General features: G+C 48.9%; 14 protein-coding genes and 9 tRNA genes. 5 read left to right on the forward strand and 18 right to left on the reverse strand.

The genetic code is table 11. The features are described 5' to 3' along the window. Positions 1-103: 103 nt before the first annotated feature. The 3 genes from ADU24_RS15445 to ADU24_RS22665 all read left to right on the forward strand — a co-directional run bounded on the left by ADU24_RS15445 (position 104) and on the right by ADU24_RS22665 (position 2,764). Positions 104-1,465, forward strand: a complete 1,362-nt coding sequence (locus tag ADU24_RS15445; RefSeq protein ID WP_053367475.1) for a cytochrome ubiquinol oxidase subunit I — start codon at positions 104-106, stop codon at positions 1,463-1,465. A gap of 11 nt (positions 1,466-1,476) precedes the next feature. Continuing rightward, positions 1,477-2,529: a cytochrome d ubiquinol oxidase subunit II gene (locus ADU24_RS15450; protein WP_053367476.1), complete on the forward strand. Its 1,053-nt coding sequence runs from the start codon at positions 1,477-1,479 to the stop codon at positions 2,527-2,529. Between the two features lie 76 nt (positions 2,530-2,605). Further along, positions 2,606-2,764 carry a DUF1540 domain-containing protein gene (locus ADU24_RS22665; RefSeq protein ID WP_082306935.1) on the forward strand — a complete coding sequence of 53 codons (159 nt, stop codon included), beginning with the start codon at positions 2,606-2,608 and terminating at the stop codon, positions 2,762-2,764. 173 nt (positions 2,765-2,937) lie between these two features. On the opposite strand, the gene menC is transcribed toward ADU24_RS22665, so the two are convergent. The 6 genes from menC to ADU24_RS15480 all read right to left on the reverse strand — a co-directional run bounded on the left by menC (position 2,938) and on the right by ADU24_RS15480 (position 10,429). Then, positions 2,938-4,044, reverse strand: a complete 1,107-nt coding sequence (gene menC, locus ADU24_RS15455; protein WP_053367477.1) for an o-succinylbenzoate synthase — start codon at positions 4,042-4,044, stop codon at positions 2,938-2,940. Further along, complete coding sequence (locus ADU24_RS15460; protein ID WP_053367478.1) at positions 4,041-5,531, reverse strand: o-succinylbenzoate--CoA ligase; 1,491 nt, start codon at positions 5,529-5,531, stop codon at positions 4,041-4,043. The genes menC and ADU24_RS15460 overlap by 4 nt, the downstream gene beginning before the upstream one ends. A gap of 100 nt (positions 5,532-5,631) precedes the next feature. Beyond that, a complete protein-coding gene (gene menB, locus ADU24_RS15465) occupies positions 5,632-6,450 on the reverse strand; it encodes a 1,4-dihydroxy-2-naphthoyl-CoA synthase (protein ID WP_053367479.1) in 819 nt (272 codons plus the stop codon). Positions 6,451-6,465: 15 nt separating this feature from the next. Continuing rightward, positions 6,466-7,275, reverse strand: coding sequence for a 2-succinyl-6-hydroxy-2,4-cyclohexadiene-1-carboxylate synthase (menH, locus tag ADU24_RS15470; protein WP_156324594.1), 810 nt, complete (start codon positions 7,273-7,275; stop codon positions 6,466-6,468). Then, positions 7,272-9,026, reverse strand: a complete 1,755-nt coding sequence (menD, locus tag ADU24_RS15475; protein WP_053367480.1) for a 2-succinyl-5-enolpyruvyl-6-hydroxy-3-cyclohexene-1-carboxylic-acid synthase — start codon at positions 9,024-9,026, stop codon at positions 7,272-7,274. The genes menH and menD overlap by 4 nt, the downstream gene beginning before the upstream one ends. Beyond that, the gene (locus ADU24_RS15480; protein ID WP_053367481.1) at positions 9,023-10,429 is read right to left on the reverse strand and encodes an isochorismate synthase; all 1,407 of its coding nucleotides are present in this window, start codon (positions 10,427-10,429) and stop codon (positions 9,023-9,025) included. The genes menD and ADU24_RS15480 overlap by 4 nt, the downstream gene beginning before the upstream one ends. 417 nt (positions 10,430-10,846) lie before the next feature. On the opposite strand from ADU24_RS15480, the gene ADU24_RS15485 reads away from it, so the two are divergent. Continuing rightward, entirely contained in the window at positions 10,847-11,782 is a 936-nt protein-coding gene (locus tag ADU24_RS15485) for a 1,4-dihydroxy-2-naphthoate polyprenyltransferase (protein WP_053367482.1), read from the forward strand. 79 nt (positions 11,783-11,861) lie between these two features. Here ADU24_RS15485 and ADU24_RS15490 read toward each other — a convergent pair whose 3' ends face one another. Next, positions 11,862-12,395: a GNAT family N-acetyltransferase gene (locus ADU24_RS15490; protein ID WP_442853760.1), complete on the reverse strand. Its 534-nt coding sequence runs from the start codon at positions 12,393-12,395 to the stop codon at positions 11,862-11,864. A gap of 196 nt (positions 12,396-12,591) precedes the next feature. Between ADU24_RS15490 and ADU24_RS15495 the strand changes: the two genes are divergently transcribed. Beyond that, positions 12,592-13,356 carry a TraR/DksA C4-type zinc finger protein gene (locus ADU24_RS15495; protein WP_053367484.1) on the forward strand — a complete coding sequence of 255 codons (765 nt, stop codon included), beginning with the start codon at positions 12,592-12,594 and terminating at the stop codon, positions 13,354-13,356. 89 nt (positions 13,357-13,445) lie between these two features. Here ADU24_RS15495 and ADU24_RS15500 read toward each other — a convergent pair whose 3' ends face one another. The 11 genes from ADU24_RS15500 to ADU24_RS15550 form a co-directional block, all read right to left on the reverse strand. Continuing rightward, positions 13,446-14,498, reverse strand: coding sequence for a sugar phosphate nucleotidyltransferase (locus ADU24_RS15500; RefSeq protein ID WP_053367485.1), 1,053 nt, complete (start codon positions 14,496-14,498; stop codon positions 13,446-13,448). A 21-nt stretch (positions 14,499-14,519) separates the two neighbouring features. Next, positions 14,520-15,665 carry a glucose-1-phosphate adenylyltransferase gene (locus ADU24_RS15505; protein ID WP_053367486.1) on the reverse strand — a complete coding sequence of 382 codons (1,146 nt, stop codon included), beginning with the start codon at positions 15,663-15,665 and terminating at the stop codon, positions 14,520-14,522. A 1,533-nt stretch (positions 15,666-17,198) separates the two neighbouring features. Then, positions 17,199-17,270 (reverse strand) — tRNA-Glu (locus tag ADU24_RS15510). 5 nt (positions 17,271-17,275) lie between these two features. Further along, a tRNA-Ser gene (locus ADU24_RS15515) sits at positions 17,276-17,366 on the reverse strand. A gap of 4 nt (positions 17,367-17,370) precedes the next feature. After that, a tRNA-Asn gene (locus tag ADU24_RS15520) sits at positions 17,371-17,445 on the reverse strand. Between the two features lie 17 nt (positions 17,446-17,462). Then, positions 17,463-17,539, reverse strand: a tRNA-Ile gene (locus tag ADU24_RS15525). Positions 17,540-17,544: 5 nt separating this feature from the next. Then, a tRNA-Gly gene (locus tag ADU24_RS15530) sits at positions 17,545-17,618 on the reverse strand. Positions 17,619-17,632: 14 nt separating this feature from the next. Beyond that, a tRNA-His gene (locus ADU24_RS15535) sits at positions 17,633-17,708 on the reverse strand. Between the two features lie 20 nt (positions 17,709-17,728). Then, a tRNA-Phe gene (locus tag ADU24_RS15540) sits at positions 17,729-17,804 on the reverse strand. Positions 17,805-17,813: 9 nt separating this feature from the next. Beyond that, a tRNA-Asp gene (locus ADU24_RS15545) sits at positions 17,814-17,890 on the reverse strand. A 3-nt stretch (positions 17,891-17,893) separates the two neighbouring features. Next, a tRNA-Met gene (locus ADU24_RS15550) sits at positions 17,894-17,967 on the reverse strand. Positions 17,968-18,088 lie beyond the last annotated feature (121 nt).

An 18,088-nucleotide genomic window follows, 5' to 3' on the forward strand; every position in this document is an offset into this window, starting at 1 on the left:
CGGGTGTTTTTTTATTAAAATCCGCTCATTGACGAGGAAACGCGTCTAAAATATTGCCGCCTCGTCAACACTGTTGCTATGCATTTTTGAAAGGAAGAGTGGAATGAGCGATTTAGTCATAGCCCGGTCCCTGTTCGGAACGACAATGGGCTTTCATATTATCCATGCGACAATCGGAGTCGGCCTGCCGCTGATGATTCTCGCCGCTGAACTGCTGTATCAAAAAACGAAAAATATTGAATGGGTGGTCATGGCAAAGCGGTGGACAAAAGCTTTTGCCGTTCTTTTGGGGGTAGGCATCCCGACAGGAACGATCGCAGGAATGCAGCTTTCTTTGTTATGGCCTGGTTTTATGGAAGTGATCGGACGGGTCATGGCGCTTCCTTTTCAAATCGAGATTTACGCCTTTTTTGTTGAAGCCCTGTTCATGTCCATCTATGTGTACGCGGCGGAAAGAATCAAACCTTGGATGAGAATAGCAAGTCTTATACTTGTCGCGCTCGGTGGATTGGCTTCCGCCGTGCTGATCACAAACGTCCACGCTTTCCAGGGAACACCCGCGGGCTTTGACATCGTAAACGGTGAAATTGTCAATGTGAACCCTTGGGAAGCTTTCTTCAATCCGAGCTTTTTTGTGACAGCGACCCATGTGGCTGTCTCCGCCTATGTCGTCGGCGCATTCGTTGTTGCGATGGTCGCAGCCTATAAAATGCTTCGCGCTGAACACGGTTCAAGGATTTACCGTTTCCACCAAAAGGCGCTAACCCTATCGCTTGTTATTGGGGGTATCTTTTCACTCCTCACAGCCGTAAACGGGCATGAATCCGCCCAGATGCTCCACAAATACCAGCCCGAGAAACTGGCAGCAGCGGAAGGTTTATTTGAAACACAATCGTACGCGCCGCTCGCGATTGGCGGGGKGACCGACCGGGAAAGCGAATCTGTAAAGTACGGGATCGAAATCCCATGGGCGCTAAGTTTTCTGGCAGGAAACCGCTTTGACACGGTCGTAAAAGGATTGAATGAGTGGCCGGAAAGCGAGTGGCCGCCGCTTTTCACCCATACCCTTTTTAATGGAATGGTTTTTATTGGAACCTACCTCATTCTAATTTCTGCCTTGGGGCTGTTTTGGAAAAGATTCTTAAAAAAAGGGAAATACCCAAAATGGATGTTGTGGCTTTTTGTTGCTTCCGGACCGCTTTCCATCCTGGCGATTGAATTCGGCTGGATTTTCGCCTGTACAGGCCGGCAGCCATGGAATATTTACCGGATGCTTTCAACCGCTGAATCGGTCACAACACAAACAAACCTGGGACCGCTCTTCATCTCTTTTATTATTGTTTACATCATCCTGGCTGCAGCTGCGATTTTTGTCCTGCTTCACTTTTTTAAAAAGAATCCTCTCCAAAGAGACCTCGACCGTGCTTCAGGCGGCAATGGACAGCTCTTTAGTTCGAATACATAGGAGGTGCCGAGTTGGTTGATGCCTATATCGCAATCACGATTTTATGGGGATTTGTCTTCATTTATGCCGTAATGGCAACCATGGACTTTGGCGCGGGCTTTTGGTCGATGGTCTATATCAACAGGAAAAACACATCGGCAACAACGATTGCAAACCGCTATCTTTCGCCGACCTGGGAGGTTACGAATACATTCATTGTCGCACTTGTTGTGGCTGTTTACAGCCTTTTTCCAAGAGGTGCCTATACGTTGGGTACCGTTTTGCTGATTCCCGGAAGCATAATCCTGATTTTGCTCACTTTAAGGAGCGCTTTCCTTGTCTTTTCAAATATTGCCGAGGAATACAGAAAGCCTTTAACATTTGTGTCAGGCATTTGCGGCTTTCTAATACCGGGGCTGTTAATGAGCGTTCTCCCGATTACCCACGGCCATTATATAGATACGATTGACGGGCGGCAAACGTTGAATCTGGCCAGGCTATTTACGAGCCCGAATGAATATGCCTTTTTCGGCTTCGCAATCAGTTCAACATTGTTCCTTTCTTCGTTGCTGCTTGCGGATTATTCAAAAGTCTCCCACGAACACCATGCCTACCGGATATACAGGCGCGACGCCCTCATCCTTGGCCCTGTTTCAATGGTGATGGCCCTCGCAATCATGATTACGTTAAATAGGGAAGTGGCCTGGCTTTATGATCGGATGATGGACAATCTTCCACTGCTTTATTTGTCATTGGCGCTGTTCCTGCTTGGCGGCCTGGCCCTCTTCCTTCCGTCCAAAAAGGATGGCAGACGGATGATTGGCATGCCCCGCCTGGCCGTGGTGGCGATAACCGCTCAGTACCTTGTGGCAAGCTATGTATATGGACGGGCACATCTTCCATACCTTGTTTATCCCGATGTAACCATCCATTCCGCCTTCACCGATCCCAATTCGTTTAGGGCGGTTTTTGCAACGTACATTGTTGGATTTGCGATTCTATTTCCGGGGTTTATCTATTTTTGGAGCCTGTTCATGCATGACAAAAAATATCTTCGGCAACAAGAGAAAAACAAGGCGGATTAGTGTTTTATTCCCATGGATGCTTTGTCATAGCCTTTCGGAAACTATACTCGTATCCCACTAATAAGGAGTGATACGAGTGGCAAAAGATGTGCTTTGCGAGGTAAACAATTGCACGTTTTGGGAACATGGCAATAAATGCGGTGCAGATCAAATTTATGTTGTTAGCCATACCGGCGAAACAGCGGACACAAGCCATGAAACCGACTGCAAGACATTTCAGCCTCATGGCCACTAATTAGAAAGCCGGTCCCAATTAATTTGGGGCCGGTTTTTTGGATTCCTTAAAACGGAGGGTTAAAAGTCCTCTTCTAATCGAAATAAGGGAAGAATTAATCGAATCACCGCGAATACTAATCGAATGAGTAGAGCAGTTAAGGCTCCAATTAAGCAAAAAAAGCCTTACCGTTCTTAGAAACGGAAAGCCTCTTTCTTTATCGTCACACGCCCGAGGCGGCTTCGATTGACTTCATACCCTATCCCCGGACTCTTCGGAACGGAAATCCAGCCGTTTTCCACCCTTACTTCCGGCGTGATAATGTCCTCGTCCCAAAAACGGGAGGATGATGAAATATCGCCTGGGATTGTATAGCCGGGGAGGGATGTAAGCGCGATATTGTGAGCCCGCGATATCCCGAATTCAATCATTCCGCCGCACCAGACCGGGATTCCCCTTTCCCTGCAAAAATCATGGATCCGAACCGCCTCGTGCAGCCCGCCAACTTTTCCTGCCTTAATTGAAATAACCCGGCAACTGCCAAGCTCCGCAGCAAGGACCGCGTCCTCAAACGAGTTAATGCTTTCATCAAGGCATATGGCGGTGGAGAGCAGCGACTGCAGCTTTGCATGCTCAAGGAAATCATTATGGGCAAGCGGCTGCTCAATCATTAGCAGGCCAAGTTCATCGAGCGCCTTCAGCCTGTCCGCATCGTCCAATGTATAGGCCGAGTTTGCATCCGCCATAATCGGCAAATCGGGAAAAGATGCCCGAATCCCCGACAGAAGCTGATAATCATTGGCCGGATTGATTTTGATTTTAATCCGTTGATAGCCTTCCTCCACATACTTGGCCGTTTGCTCGAGCGCTTCTGTTTCATTACCCGCCGCAACAACGACCCCTGCCGGAAGCCGTTCCGCCTCCCCGCCGAGCAGCTTCGAGAGCGATACATGCCTTTGCTTCGCATACAAATCCCAAAGTGCGAGTTCAATGGCGGACTTTGCCATATGGTTCCGGCGGACGCTCCTGAACAGGCGGGTGACATCGTTTGGATGGGAAACTTGTGCTTTTTTTAAAAGAGGAATCAGAAATTCCGTCGCCACATGCCAGCTTGTACCGACAGTTTCCTCGGTGTACCAGGGGGAAGAAAAAGCGACCCCCTCCCCAAATCCGGCATTTCCATCGTTGTCCATCGCTTCCACAATGATGCTTTCCCGCTCCCTTACTGTCCCGAGATGCGTATGGAAGGGCTGTTTCAAAGGCATGGAAATAATACGAATCACTATGGCAGACAGGTTCATTGTTCCCGCTCCCCAATCATATCGGGCAGTTTCCTGCGCAACAGTTTGTTTGATGCATTCCTCGGAAGTTCGGAAACAAAATGAAACTCCCTCGGAACCTTGTACTTCGCGAGCCGGCCAAGGCAAAACTGGCGCAGCTCATCAATTGAAAGCGTAATGTCCCCTTTTGGAACAATAAACGCTGCCGGTGCCTGGCCCCATTTGCTGTCGGGCATTCCGGCCACCCCCGCGTCCCGTATTTCCGGATGGGAAAGGAGTACAGCTTCGATTTCCGCCGGGTAGATGTTTTCCCCGCCGGAGATGATCAGGTCGGAGCGCCTGTCGAGAACATAGAGGAATCCTTCTTCGTCAAGACGGCCGATGTCGCCCGTATGCAGCCAGCCGTCGACAATTCTCTCCGCTGTCTCTCGCGGCCTGTTCAAATAACCGGGTGTGACATTCGGGCCTTTCAAAAGGATTTCCCCCGCTTCTCCTGTTGGCGCCTCCCTGCCATCGGGAAGCTCGATTTTCATGGAAACCGGGAATAACGGCTTTCCGGCTGAACCAAGCTTGGAGAGGCTGTATTCCGGGGAAAGTGTCACAGATTGCGAGGCTGTTTCGGTCATCCCATACGTTTGATAGACCGGAATCCCCTTCTCCCTGCATACTTCCAATAATGGCAGCGGGGCGGGCCCTCCTCCAAGCAGCATGCACCTGAATGCTTCGGGGAGGCCCCTTTCACCAAGCTTGTCAATCATTCTGGCCAGCGTTGCACTGACAACAGACATGATTGTCACTCGCTTCAAGTATATGTCTTCAATTGCCTTTACCTCGTCAAAGTGGCTGTGGAGAACAATATGCATTCCATAAATGATGCTTCTCATCAGAATGGAATACCCGCTTATGTGGAAAAGCGGAACCGAACAAAGCCATGTATCATCCGTGGACAAACCAAGGTTCAAGGCTGAACCTGAAGCACTCCAAAAATGGTTGCCATAGGTTTGGACGACTCCTTTCGGGCTGCCGGTCGTACCGGATGTATACATCACTGTGCATACCTCATCCAATAGCACATCATCGGGGACAGTGAAGACTGCAGGATCCGTATCATGCAATTCCGCCATTGACATACAGAACAATCCCACGAGCCCTGCCGCCGAACCCTCCGCCTTCTCCTTGAATGCATCATCGTAAATGAGGAATTCCGCTTTCGCATCCGTTAACTGATAGGAAAGTTCGGACGGGGACAGCCGATTGTTCAGCATGACTGCCGGGGCTCCGCAAAGCTGCAGCGCGTACAGCAATATCGCCGCCTCCATGCTGTTTTTTACGAGAACAGCTGTATAGGTTCCGTTTCCTACCCCGGCCGCAGCCAATTGCCCTGCAACAACCATGCTTCTGCTGTAAAGCTCGCCAAACGTTAGCGTATCACCCTCAAAGCTGATGGCTTTCCGTTCCGGGGTCAGAAATGCGCGTTTTTTTAAAAAAAGAGGCAATGTGTTTGCCATTCAATCCACCTTCTATAGCAAAACAGCCTGATGGGCGTGCCCATCAAGCTGCAGAATGAAATAAAATAATTGGCCAATGCGCCATGAATCTCTTCCCGGTTTAAGGGAACCTTGGGAACTGGCCGAAGTCCGGCTTGCGCTTTTCCTTGAAAGAATCGCGGCCTTCCTTCGCCTCGTCGGTAGTGTAATAAAGAAGTGTCGCATCCCCCGCGAATTGCTGGAGGCCGGCAAGCCCGTCCGTATCCGCGTTCATTGCAGCCTTCAGGAAGCGAAGAGCTGTCGGGCTCTTTTCAAGGATTTCCTCACACCATTTGATTGTTTCTTCTTCCACCTTCTCTAGCGGAACAACCGTGTTGACAAGGCCCATGTCAAGCGCTTCCTGAGCATTGTACTGGCGGCATAGGTACCAGATTTCGCGGGCCTTTTTATGCCCGACAATCCTGGCAAGATAGCCTGAACCGTACCCGGCGTCAAAGCTTCCAACTTTAGGGCCAGTCTGTCCAAAAATCGCATTATCAGCAGCGATTGTCAGGTCGCACACGACCTGAAGCACATTGCCGCCGCCAATTGAATAGCCCTTAACCATCGCGATGACTGGTTTAGGGATGACGCGAATCAATCGCTGTAGGTCAAGGACGTTCAGACGCGGAATCTCATCCTCGCCTACATAACCGCCATGGCCGCGTACCTTTTGGTCTCCTCCTGAACAAAATGCCTTATCTCCGGCACCAGTAAGGACGATTACCCCGATATTTGAATCATCCCTTGCATAAGCAAAGGCGTCGATCATTTCCATAACTGTTTTCGGCGTAAATGCATTGTGCACTTCCGGACGATTGATGGTAATTTTGGCAATGCCATTATAAGTTTCATATAGAATTTCATCGTATTTGCGTTCTGCAACCCATTCTACTGCCAAATGGAAAACCTCCTATTATGTATGTGTCAAAAACCCACTTATTATTGTACCAAACTTTCCCGGATTCTCCACATGAATTGCATGGCCCGCACCTTCGACAATGACAACTTTGGGCGATTTAATCCGCTTGGACATCCTGCCGGCAATCCCGCAGAACTTTTCGTCAAGCTCACCTGCCAAAAGCAGCACTTCGGTTCCAAGTTCCGGAAGCCTGTCCCAATAGGACGGTTGTTCTCCCGTACCCATTCCAACGAGTGAATTGGCGAGCCCATCAGGCGAATTTTCAAGCCGCTGCTTCCGTACAGCTTCTTTTACCAGTCCGGGCATGGCTTGAAGCGAATTAAAAAGCGGGATGTTCTCCCAATAATCGACAAAAGGCCCAATCCCATGCTCTCTTATAAAATTTGCCAGTTCACGGTCTTTCATGCGCCGGGAATTGCGCTCCCCTTCACTTTCAAGCCCAGGCGAAGCGCTTTCGAGAATCAGCTTCCCCATCCGTTCGGGATACGTTAACGCAAAAGCCAAGGCGAGGCGCCCTCCCATGGAGTAGCCAAGAACATCAGCCTTTTCAATTTGGAGAACATCAAGAATTTCCTTCAGCCCGCGAACCGCCGACTCGATGCTGTAAGAGCCGGCTCCGCCTTCCACAATTGTCTTTCCGTGTCCTGGCAGGTCGGGGCAAATCATGAAAGAATGGCGGCCAACCGTCTCGCAAAATGGCATCCATGTTCCGCTGCTACCTGTAAAACCGTGAAGGAGCAAAAGTGGCGCACCCTTCCCGCACATCTCCACATGGAAGGTTGCGCCTTCAAGTTCTATGTTCATTCTTCCCCGTCTCCAAGCTTTGCTATTTCCCGGGAAACAGATGCCCATAGCCTCCTATGATCAGCAGCGTTCGCTTCCCGATCCGTTACAACCTCAATAACCTTCAGGCCTGGCTCGTTTTTCGCCGACAAGATAGCATCCCTGTAGGAAGGCCAATCGTGTACACGGCTAAAACTTCCCCCATACATCTTAACTACATGGGAAAAATCAACATCTAGCGGGGTACCGAAAAGGCGCTCGAAATTCTTAGCCTGCCCTGCCTGGGGAAGGAACGAGAAGATTCCGCCGCCATTGTTGTTGATAACAATGACGGTTATATCAAGGTTATACAATTTGGCTGGCAAAAGGCCATTCAAGTCGTGGTAAAACGTCAGGTCGCCGAGCACAAGATACATCGGACCCACGTAAAGCGACGCCCCAAGCGCGGTGGAAACAACACCGTCGATTCCATTCGCCCCCCTGTTTGCCAGCACATTGATTTTTTTATCGTTCAGCCAGAAAAAGCTGTCGAGATCGCGAATCGGCATGCTGTTCCCGACAAAGAGCGACGAACCTTCGGGAAGCAATTCGGGAAGCTCACGATAAACGAGGCTCTCATTCATTTCCTCACGGTCCATCGCGGCATCCATCGCTGTCTTTGCGATTGAATTAAGCCTTAGCCACTGGCCGGCAAAATCCCCGCCACGCTTCTTCTTCTCCAAGAATGGAAGGAGCCCCTCGCAAAAGAGCGCTTCGTCACAATAAACCATTTCGGTGGACAGGGCATGCGGATCAAGCCAGCCACCTCCGCCATCCACAACGAATTGCCTGGCATTACGGTTTTCTTTTAGAAAAATAGCCAATGCCTTGGATACTGGCATCGCGCCAAAACGGATCACCACATCCGGCTTGAGGCTTTGCTTTACATCATCGAAGCGCAAGAAAGAGTCGTAGGCATCGACAATCCATTTTCCAGCTCTGCTTCCGCTTCTTAACTGGGAGAGCGGGTCGGCAAGGATTGGATACCCAGTCGCCTCAGCAAGCTCTCCAACCTTTTCGGAAAAATCGCCATTGTCAAGCTGGCCGCATACAATGATGCCTTTTTCATACATTCCCAGTTCCGCGGCAATCCTCTCAAGCCCTCCACGGTCCAATACCCGTTTTCCATGTGTGACCGTTACATACCCTTCCGCCCGTTCGGCGAGCTCAAAAAGCCGCTCGTTTTCAAGGTTGGGGATCAAAGGTTCCCGGAACGGAAAATTCAGGTGGACCGGACCGGCTGGTGCCTGAAGAGCCACTGCCGCAGCGCGCCCGCATACCATCCTGGCATAGCGCAGCATGTCTGCCGACTCCTCGGGCAATGCCATTTCACTAAACCATTTTACATGCTTACCGTACAAATCGATCTGGTCAATTGCCTGCGGCGCGCCCACATCCCTCAATTCATGGGGCCTATCCGCAGTCAGCACAAGAAGAGGCACGCGTGAATAACGGGCCTCGACAATTGCTGGGAAGTAGTTGGCGGCAGCCGTACCGGACGTACATAACAGCGCTGCGGGCTTTCCGCTTGCCTTAGCAATCCCGAGCGCGAAAAAAGCCGCGGAACGTTCATCCACATGGACATGGACATTCAATCCCGGGTGCTCTGCCATGACCATCGCCATCGGCGTCGAGCGGGATCCCGGGCTAACAACAACATCACTTATTCCGTTATGGACAAGCTCTGCCACAAAAGCGGCGATATAAGCTGTCAATGCATTTTGATGACTCATTCCTTTACTCCTCCAAGAACTGAAAGCATCGGCCTGAACTTCAGCCCGGTTTCCAAATATTCACTCTCCACGTCTGAATTGGCGACAACACCGCAGCCTGCGAATAGCGAGGCTTCCTTTCCCTGGATGAGCCCCGAACGGATTGCAACCGCGAATTCCCCGTTCCCCGCATAATCCATCCAGCCGATAGGAGCCGCGTAAAAGCCCCGATCCAGTGTTTCCAGTTCACGAATCTTCTCCACCGCCGCTTCTTTTGGAAGCCCCCCGAGCGCCGGGGTGGGGTGGAGCTTTTCAACCATATCAAGGAGGCTCGCCGAATCCTTGGCGATACCTTCAACAGGGGTATACAAATGCTGGATATCGCGGACCTTCATTAACTGCGGCCGCTCAGGTATGTCGACCCGTTCGCACGTCTCTTCCATTGCCCCTCGGATCATGTCGACCACATATTGGTGTTCCTCAAGATTTTTCTCATCGGACAACAACAGGTTGCCGAGAACGGAGTCTTCCTCAGCGGTTTGCCCGCGCGGTATCGAGCCCGCAAGGCACGCTGATCTTACTGCCTGCCCATGCTTCTGGATAAGCCGCTCAGGAGACGCCCCGATGAAGCTATCCCCGCCGGATTCAAATGAAAAAATAAAGCTCGTTTTTTGTTCCTGCTCGAGCTTCCTTAGTATAAGGCCACTTTCGATTTCTTTATCAAAATGGAGGCGCAGCTCCCTTGCAAGGACAACTTTTTTAAGAGGGCCGTCCTGAAGCTGCCTTACCGCTTCCGAAACAATCTCTTTCCACTCGGCCGCCCCGATTTCTTCAATTTCTTCGAGATGCGGTTTTTCCATGTCCAGTTGGATTGCAAAGTTCCTGAACAAGGATTCCCTTTCAGCCGCAACCTTATTGAATAGCGAAATGCCGTCATGCTTCGTACATACGACATTTGTTGTTAAAAACGCTTCCCCGCCTGCTACGGTCAGCATAAACCTTGGAATATGAAAAAGGGCGTCCGGATATTTGGACCAAAGCGCCGTTTTCGGCTTTAGCGGATCAAAGGAAAAGCCGCCGAACATGACTGGCCCAAGCCCTGCCCTTTTAAAAGGGTTAACGATGATTCCGCCCTGGATAAGCTCATTCCAGCTGCGGCCAATATATGAAAACCGGCCATTCCCCAGGCCGGAGCTTAATTGGGCGGCGATGCCGAGCCCAGCGATGGAATAGTTGCCATCCGGGTCCCTCCAGTAAAATCGCTCACCAAAAAAATCCATTCTGCCGCTATCAAAAAAAGAAAGGGCTTCAAAGGCGCCAGCCTTTTGCACCTCGCTTACAAGGATTGGCCTGCCCTCTTCCCCTGCTTTTTCAATGCCAAGAAGGATTGCTTCTTTCAGTTCCGTTTCATGAATGGTAACCACAAAATTCCCTCCAAAACAGCAGCCAAAGCTGTTATCCATTCAACCTAAACCCAATTTAGGATACTACTCTGTCCGTTGGAGTGTCAATAACACTTGTCACAACCAACCGGGTTCATTCCTTATTATACCGTATTCTGCCGCAAAGCTCGACAAACGCCGCCTGCAAACCGATGGAAATTTCCATTCCCGTCCGAAAGAAAGCCACCCGCCTTTTTTTCCACTCTCAACGCGAAGCCAAACCTGATTCAATGCTCAAATTCGTCTCTCTCATTGGAAATAAAATCCCTTCCTCGCTTCCAGCTGCCAGGAAAAAGTCATTGACAGGCTCCAATCAATTCCATACACTTAAGACTGGTGGCCTTTTGGCCATTTTTAGTAGATTTCTAGTCAGAATTTAATTATAAGGGAGTGTTCTTCATGCAATCACACGTACAGACCGGCACCCCCCATATTCCAGAATCAAACCGCGGATTTCGCGCCTGGTGGCAGCTGACAAGGCCACATACCCTTACAGCCGCATTCGTACCCGTTTTCCTCGGTACAGCGCTTGCGCTCCAGGAAGGAACAATCCATTTCGGTCTCTTTTTTGCCATGCTGATTGCGTGCCTGCTCATCCAGGCAGCTACGAATATGTTCAATGAATACTATGATTTCAAGCGCGGCCTCGACACCGAGCATTCCGTCGGGATAGGCGGCGCCATCGTCCGCGACGGAATCAAGCCAAAAACTGTCATGCAGCTTGCACTAATCCTATACGGCATCTCTATCCTGCTCGGCGTCTATATTTGCATGGAAACAAGCTGGTGGATCGCCGTCATCGGAAGCGTATCGATGCTCGCCGGCTACCTGTATACAGGAGGCCCGTACCCGATTGCCTACACACCGTTTGGCGAACTGTTTGCCGGGTTCTTCATGGGCTGCCTGATCATCCTGATCTCATTCTTTATCCAAACAGGATTCGTATCGGCGACAAGCGTATTCGTTTCCATCCCTGTCTCCATCCTAGTTGGTGCAATCCTGCTTGCCAACAACATCCGCGACCATGATGGCGACAAGGAGTTCGGCAGGAAAACCCTGGCGATCTTGCTTGGCAGGGAAAACGCAATCCATTTCCTCGCAGCCATGTTCATCGCATCATACGCTCTCGTTGCAATCATGATTGGCCTTGGCATCGCTTCCCCATGGGCGGCAATCGTCATCCTGAGCGCGCCGAAAGCTGTAAAGGCAATCAAAGGCTTCAAGGCAGGCAAAGTCCCAATCCAAATGATGCCCGCCATGAAATCAACAGCCCAGACAAACACAATATTCGGATTCCTTTTATCCATAGGCCTCTTCATCGGCCATTTCACCTAGCTTCCGCTTCGGCGGGAGCTTTTTTATATTTGTAAGTACGCACCCATGTCCCCAAGTCTGTACTGCGCTAAACGTTCGCTTACGCTTTTCTATATTCAATCAGCCAGCAATCTCGATATCCTCCCTCGTGCAGCTCTCGTTTCGGCAGTAGCCTGACCTTTTCGAATCCGCATTTTTCATAACACCTCAGCGCCCGGGCATTACCGGCCTGCGGATCCATCACGACCCGATCCGCATTCTCCACGCCAACCAGGTACTCCGCCATCGAAGAAACGAGTGCCGCGCCAATCCCCCTGTTCCAATACGAACGCTCCCCAATGAATTGATCCATTCCATATATGAATCCATCTTCATAGCCATATACGGCTTTCGTCTCTGCATCCAGCCTGTAATACTGAATATATCCAATCCCTTTCCCCTCATACTCCACAATGCATCTCGTTTCACCATCGTCTGGTTGGTAAAACACTTCCATCACCTTTTCCAAATCGAACGGATTATCCCTGCCTTCATAAAACTCAAGCACTGCCGGGTCGGAAAGCCATTTCGCCAACAGGACCGCATCCCCCTTCTGTAGCTCCCGTACCTCAAGCGCCCCTTCCTTAACAAAAATCCCCATACCACGCCTCTCCTCTTCCCTTTGGCTCATTTGTTCAAGTCTATCACACACCGCTTTCTTTTTTTGGAAAATTGGCCCACAAACCAAACCACTAGCATCATACCATCTTCCTTTGCACAATGTTTCGCCACAGGGCGTAAGGGGAAAAACCTAAGTACAGCCAATTTGCAATGAAACGGATGTGAACTGTATGTTAACGAAAGACCAATTGAACTCATTGAAATATGTATTGAAGGAAGAAGAAAACGCTTTGGAGCAGCAGCTTGAAATGAAAGGCGGATACGCGGACCGCGACAAGGAAGAAACAGAAACGGTTGGGGAACTGTCCTCTTACGACAACCACCCTGCCGACCTCGGAACCGAGCTTTTTGAAAGGGAAAAGAGCTTCGCCTTGGACGGCCATGCCGATTCACAGCTGGAAAAGGTGAAGGAAGCACTTAAAGCAATCGATGATGGTTTCTATGGCGTCTGCCGGGAGTGTGGGGAAGACATCCCATATGAACGTTTGGAAGCACTGCCTTCCACCCTCTATTGTGTCGAGCATACACCTGACCGGACAATTGCCAATGACAGGCCTGTTGAGGAGGAAATTCTTGAACCTTCTGTACCAAATTCTTTCCGCGGAAGAAGCGAAGGAGGCGTCATCGATACAAATGACTCCTTTGAGGAAGTTGCCCGCTACGGCACTTCCGAAGGGCCCCAGGATCTTGTTGGCGATTACGACAGCTACGACGAGCTCTACAAAAACGGCATCAACGAAGAGGCTCCGCCAGAGGACATTGAAGAATTCCTTTCCAATGACATGGAAGGCGGAAACCGTCAATTCAATCCAAACAATGAAAAGCTGAAGGAATTGGAGGACTTGCTGGATAGGAAAGGGTTGGAGTCGCAAATGGGGGACGTCCATTACAAGCGGAAGGACAGCTATGTAGACGATGACGATAACAAGAAATGACCAATGAATAGTATAAAGGCCAGCTCCAGATCATCTGGAGCTGGCCTTTATTAATAAGGTTTGTCTTGCTTCAGGTTCTTGAGCGTTTCCTATAAAATCATGAGAGAATTCGCCGGCAGTTTCGCATTCTCCACGTAAGAACCCTTGCGGATGACGATAGGATTCGTCGGATTTCCAATCAGGACAGTGCCTGATTCAACCGTTACATCTTTATCAAGGATGACGCCATCGAGTACGCAGTTTTCCCCAATCTGGCACTTTTGCATAATCACGCTGTTTCGGATAATTGAGCCATTATCGATTGTGACTCCCCTTGAAATAATGCTGTTTTCGACTTTCCCTTTCAGCTGGCATCCATTGGCAATAAGGCTTCTTTTCACCGTTGACTCCGCATAGTAGCGGGATGGCGGCTCATCCTTCACTTTTGTAAAGATCGGCTGTGACCTTTTGAACAAAGTATTCCATACACGGGCATCAAGCAATTCCATGCTCGTTTTATAATACCCCTGAATCGTTTCCACCCTTTTCGCATAGCCTTCATATTCATATCTGCACACCGTATAAGGGCTGGACATATCTTCAAATACGTCCTTGATGCACGTATACCCGGTTTCGGCCCGGCTCTCAATTAAATCGATAAGGAGCGAGGTTTCGAGCAGATAAATATCGAGCGCGCGCCCGTTTTTATATACCTCGGTCAAATCGCATCCGCACTCAATATGCTTCTCTAAAAGGCTGGTGAAGTCCGTATTGATTACGGTAAATGAATTGGAAATCAACGTGTACTTCTGGGAGCTCCTGTAAAAGAAATCAAGATTTTCGGCATAGTGTGAATAGCACCCGATGCCAGACTCTTTATCAGCTTCAGATGGAGAAGCCGGGAAAAGAAATAACCCGTCCCTCTTTCTGTTCAAGTCCCAATTCTTCCCCGAACCAAGATGGTCCATTAATGACCGATAGCCTGACATTGGAAAAACTGCCACACTGCTGATTCCTGAATTCACCATGCTTGAAAGGACAAAGTCAATCAGGCGGTATCTCCCTGCAAAGGGCAGGGCGGCAACCGGCCTGTGCGGCAGCAGCTCTTGCAAGTCTTCGTGATATGTCGCGGCATCGATCACTCCTAATAATTGTTTCTTCATTTTTTGCCCCTCCTTTGAAAATTAAGTTGCTAAATATCTCTTTTCAATCATTTCTTTATTAACGAGTACAACTTCCCCGTTTTCCGGGCGAATCACCACGCCATCCGGAATTTGCATATCACAAGGGACAATCGCCCTCTCGATAAATGTGTTTTTGCCAATAATAGCATCTGGCATGATAACAGAATCCTTGACCACGGCCCCTCTTTCAATTGTGACCCCCTGGAAAACAACGGAGCGTTCAATGTCTCCCTCGATGGTGCATCCTTCATTGACAAGTGAGTGCACAACCATCGCATCACTTGAAATGAACTGTGGCGGCTGGTTCGGATTGACCGAATAAATCCTCCAATCGTTATCGAACAAATCCAGCCCGCACGTATCATCCAGCAAATCCATATTTGCCTCCCAGAAGCTTTCGAGCGTCCCAACATCCTTCCAGTACCCCGCAAAAGGATAGGCCACAAGCCGCTTGCCTTCCTCAACGAGACGGGGAATGACATCCTTCCCAAAATCATGGCTCGAATCCCCATTTATATAATCCATTTCAAGGCCCTCCTGCAGCACATTCCAATTAAATATATAAATCCCCATTGAGGCGAGGTTGCTTTTTGGAACATCCGGCTTCTCCTCGAATTCTATGATTCTCATATCCGGGCCCGTATTCATAATGCCAAAACGGCTAGCCTCAGCCCAAGGCACCTCAATGACCGATATCGTGGCATCGGCGCCTTTTTCAATATGGTACTGGAGCATAAGTTCATAATTCATCTTGTAAATATGGTCGCCCGATAAAATGAGGACGTACTCCGGGTCATACTGCTTCAGGTAATTCAGGTTCTGGTAAACAGCGCAAGCAGTTCCCGTGTACCACTTCACTTCGGAGGACTCGCTGAAAGGCGGCAGGACCGTTACCCCTCCATCCTTCCTGTCCAAATCCCACGCACTTCCGATTCCAATGTAGGAATTCAGCACCATCGGCTGGTATTGGGTCAACACGCCGACAGTATCAATGCCTGAATTTGCGCAATTGCTTAAAGTGAAATCGATGATTCTGTACTTCCCGCCAAACGGAACTGCGGGTTTCGCAATATTCCTTGTCAACATTTTCAGCCTGCTGCCCTGTCCCCCTGCCAACAGCATAGCCACGCATCTTTTCTTTGCCATTATGGCTGCTCCTCTCTTTTCCGGGCAAAAACAAAAGCCCTTGCGAAGAATGTGAACCATCCCGTCGAGGCCTTGTCTGAAATACCCGGCATTTTTCTGGAAAGATTGGAACCCCTTTGCTCTCCCATTAAAGCCCTTATTGAAGTGAAGGTGAAACAAATGCTCTAACCGCCTTTGTCCATACTTTCAAAAGGAGTCGCATGCCCCTGCATGCTGTTTCACATTGAAATCCCTTTGAAATGAATATTCCAATTTTGAACTATAATTCTCTTTATCCGCCACAATCCCTTGACAAAAATTCCTTGCTTTTTTGACAAAAAATTGGTGAATCTCCCATAAATACCGGATATTCCACCCTTTCTATCCGCACCAGACAATTTTTCCTTCATAAAAAGATAAAATCCCGCCCGTAAACTCGAAAAAATTATGGCAGGAAAGTGAATAGTCACCCAATGTCAAAAGGKATATGTAATTTGCCGAATGAAAGGAAAAGAGAAAAGAGCCTAAAGAAAATGCAAACCGACCGTAGGAATTTTTCTGTTATTTTTGAAGTATTCTTATCAATACCCTTTTATGTTAAAAGAATAACCTCTTTTTTTAAAAAAAAGATTTAAAATTATTCAGAAAACTCTTAGGACAAGAAAATTAATTTGGCTCATCACCACAAAGAGTGGTTTTAACGAATGGGCTGATACAGGACCATCCACCGATTATATGAAAGAAGAAAAGCCCCAAAAAAGAAAGAGTGCCTCCCTCTCAACTATTAAAAGAGCATAAAACACGTTTGCTAACCTTGACGGCAGAACTGGAACCTCTTGGAATTGTTTCATGTTCTAACAGATAGATTAAAGCCCGAGGAGTGGTGGACAGTCCCTCCTTCGGGCTTTAAAGGAAGATTTATTGCCTGAACAGCAGTAGAGAGCTCCTCCTTCGGGCTTTAAAAGTAGATTTAACGCCCGAACAGGGGTGGATAGTCACTCCTTCGGGCTTTAAAGGAAGATTTAACGCCCGAACAGTGGTGGGCAGTCACTCCTTCGGGCTTTAAAGGAAGATTTAGCGCCCGAACAACAGTGAATAGCCGATCCTTGGGGTAATTAAAGAGAAATAAAATACTCCTTATGTTGAATTTATTTTTGATGAAAACAAGAATGCTTTTGCTGGATTGGTTAATCTAAAGAAAAGCATTTAATAGCTTTGGACGAATTCAAATTTACATCCACAATAATCTGTGGAGCAGAAGCTTTTTTAATCCTCCTCGCTAGTGCCTGTGAGGTCTCCACCTTGCTGCTACATTCTGTCGGAGTCAGTACCCTCAGCTCCAATAAACTTACATTCAAAACTAATTGTAAAAAATTTAGATAGGATTTAGTATTGGTTGTTTGAAGCAAAGGTTAGTCCTTCTTTGTAAGTGCTCCAAATTTCATTATGCGGGATTTAAGGAAAGAAAAATAATGAGGGTTTACATATAAGGAATAGGAAAGAACATACAAAAAAGAGCAGCGGGCAAGATGCCTGCTACTCTTTCTTGTTTTATGACCCCTACGGGATTCGAACCCGTGTTACCGCCGTGAAAGGGCGGTGTCTTAACCGCTTGACCAAGGGGCCATTTATGGCGGAGAAGGAGGGATTTGAACCCTCGCGCCGGTCACCCGACCTACGCCCTTAGCAGGGGCGCCTCTTCAGCCTCTTGAGTACTTCCCCATAATGGCTCCGCAGGTAGGACTCGAACCTACGACCGATCGGTTAACAGCCGATTGCTCTACCACTGAGCTACTGCGGAATAATAAGAAAAAAATATGGTGGGCCTAAATGGACTCGAACCATCGACCTCACGCTTATCAGGCGTGCGCTCTAACCAGCTGAGCTATAGGCCCATATATGGAGCGGGTGATGGGAATCGAACCCACGACATCAGCTTGGAAGGCTGGAGTTTTACCATTAAACTACACCCGCGTATTAAAAATTAATGGGGCGATTGAGGGGAATCGAACCCCCGAGTGCCAGAGCCACAATCTGGTGCGTTAACCACTTCGCCACAACCGCCATTACCAAGAGCATGATAATGGTGGCTCAGGACGGAATCGAACCGCCGACACAAGGATTTTCAGTCCTTTGCTCTACCGACTGAGCTACTGAGCCATAAAAAAATGGCGGTCTGGACGGGACTCGAACCCGCGACCTCCTGCGTGACAGGCAGGCATTCTAACCAACTGAACTACCAGACCATATTGCGGGGGCAGGATTTGAACCTGCGACCTTCGGGTTATGAGCCCGACGAGCTACCGAACTGCTCCACCCCGCGCCAATAAAAAATATACTGAATTTAGCCCATGCCCACAAAGAGCATTGACTGTTCCATCTAACTAAGCTAGTTCAAAAACCAACTTGATGGAAAAATAAATGGCGGAGGAAGAGGGATTCGA

Source organism: Bacillus sp. FJAT-27245, from assembly GCF_001273955.1.
In the GTDB taxonomy this organism is placed as follows: domain Bacteria; phylum Bacillota; class Bacilli; order Bacillales; family Cytobacillaceae; genus Bacillus_D.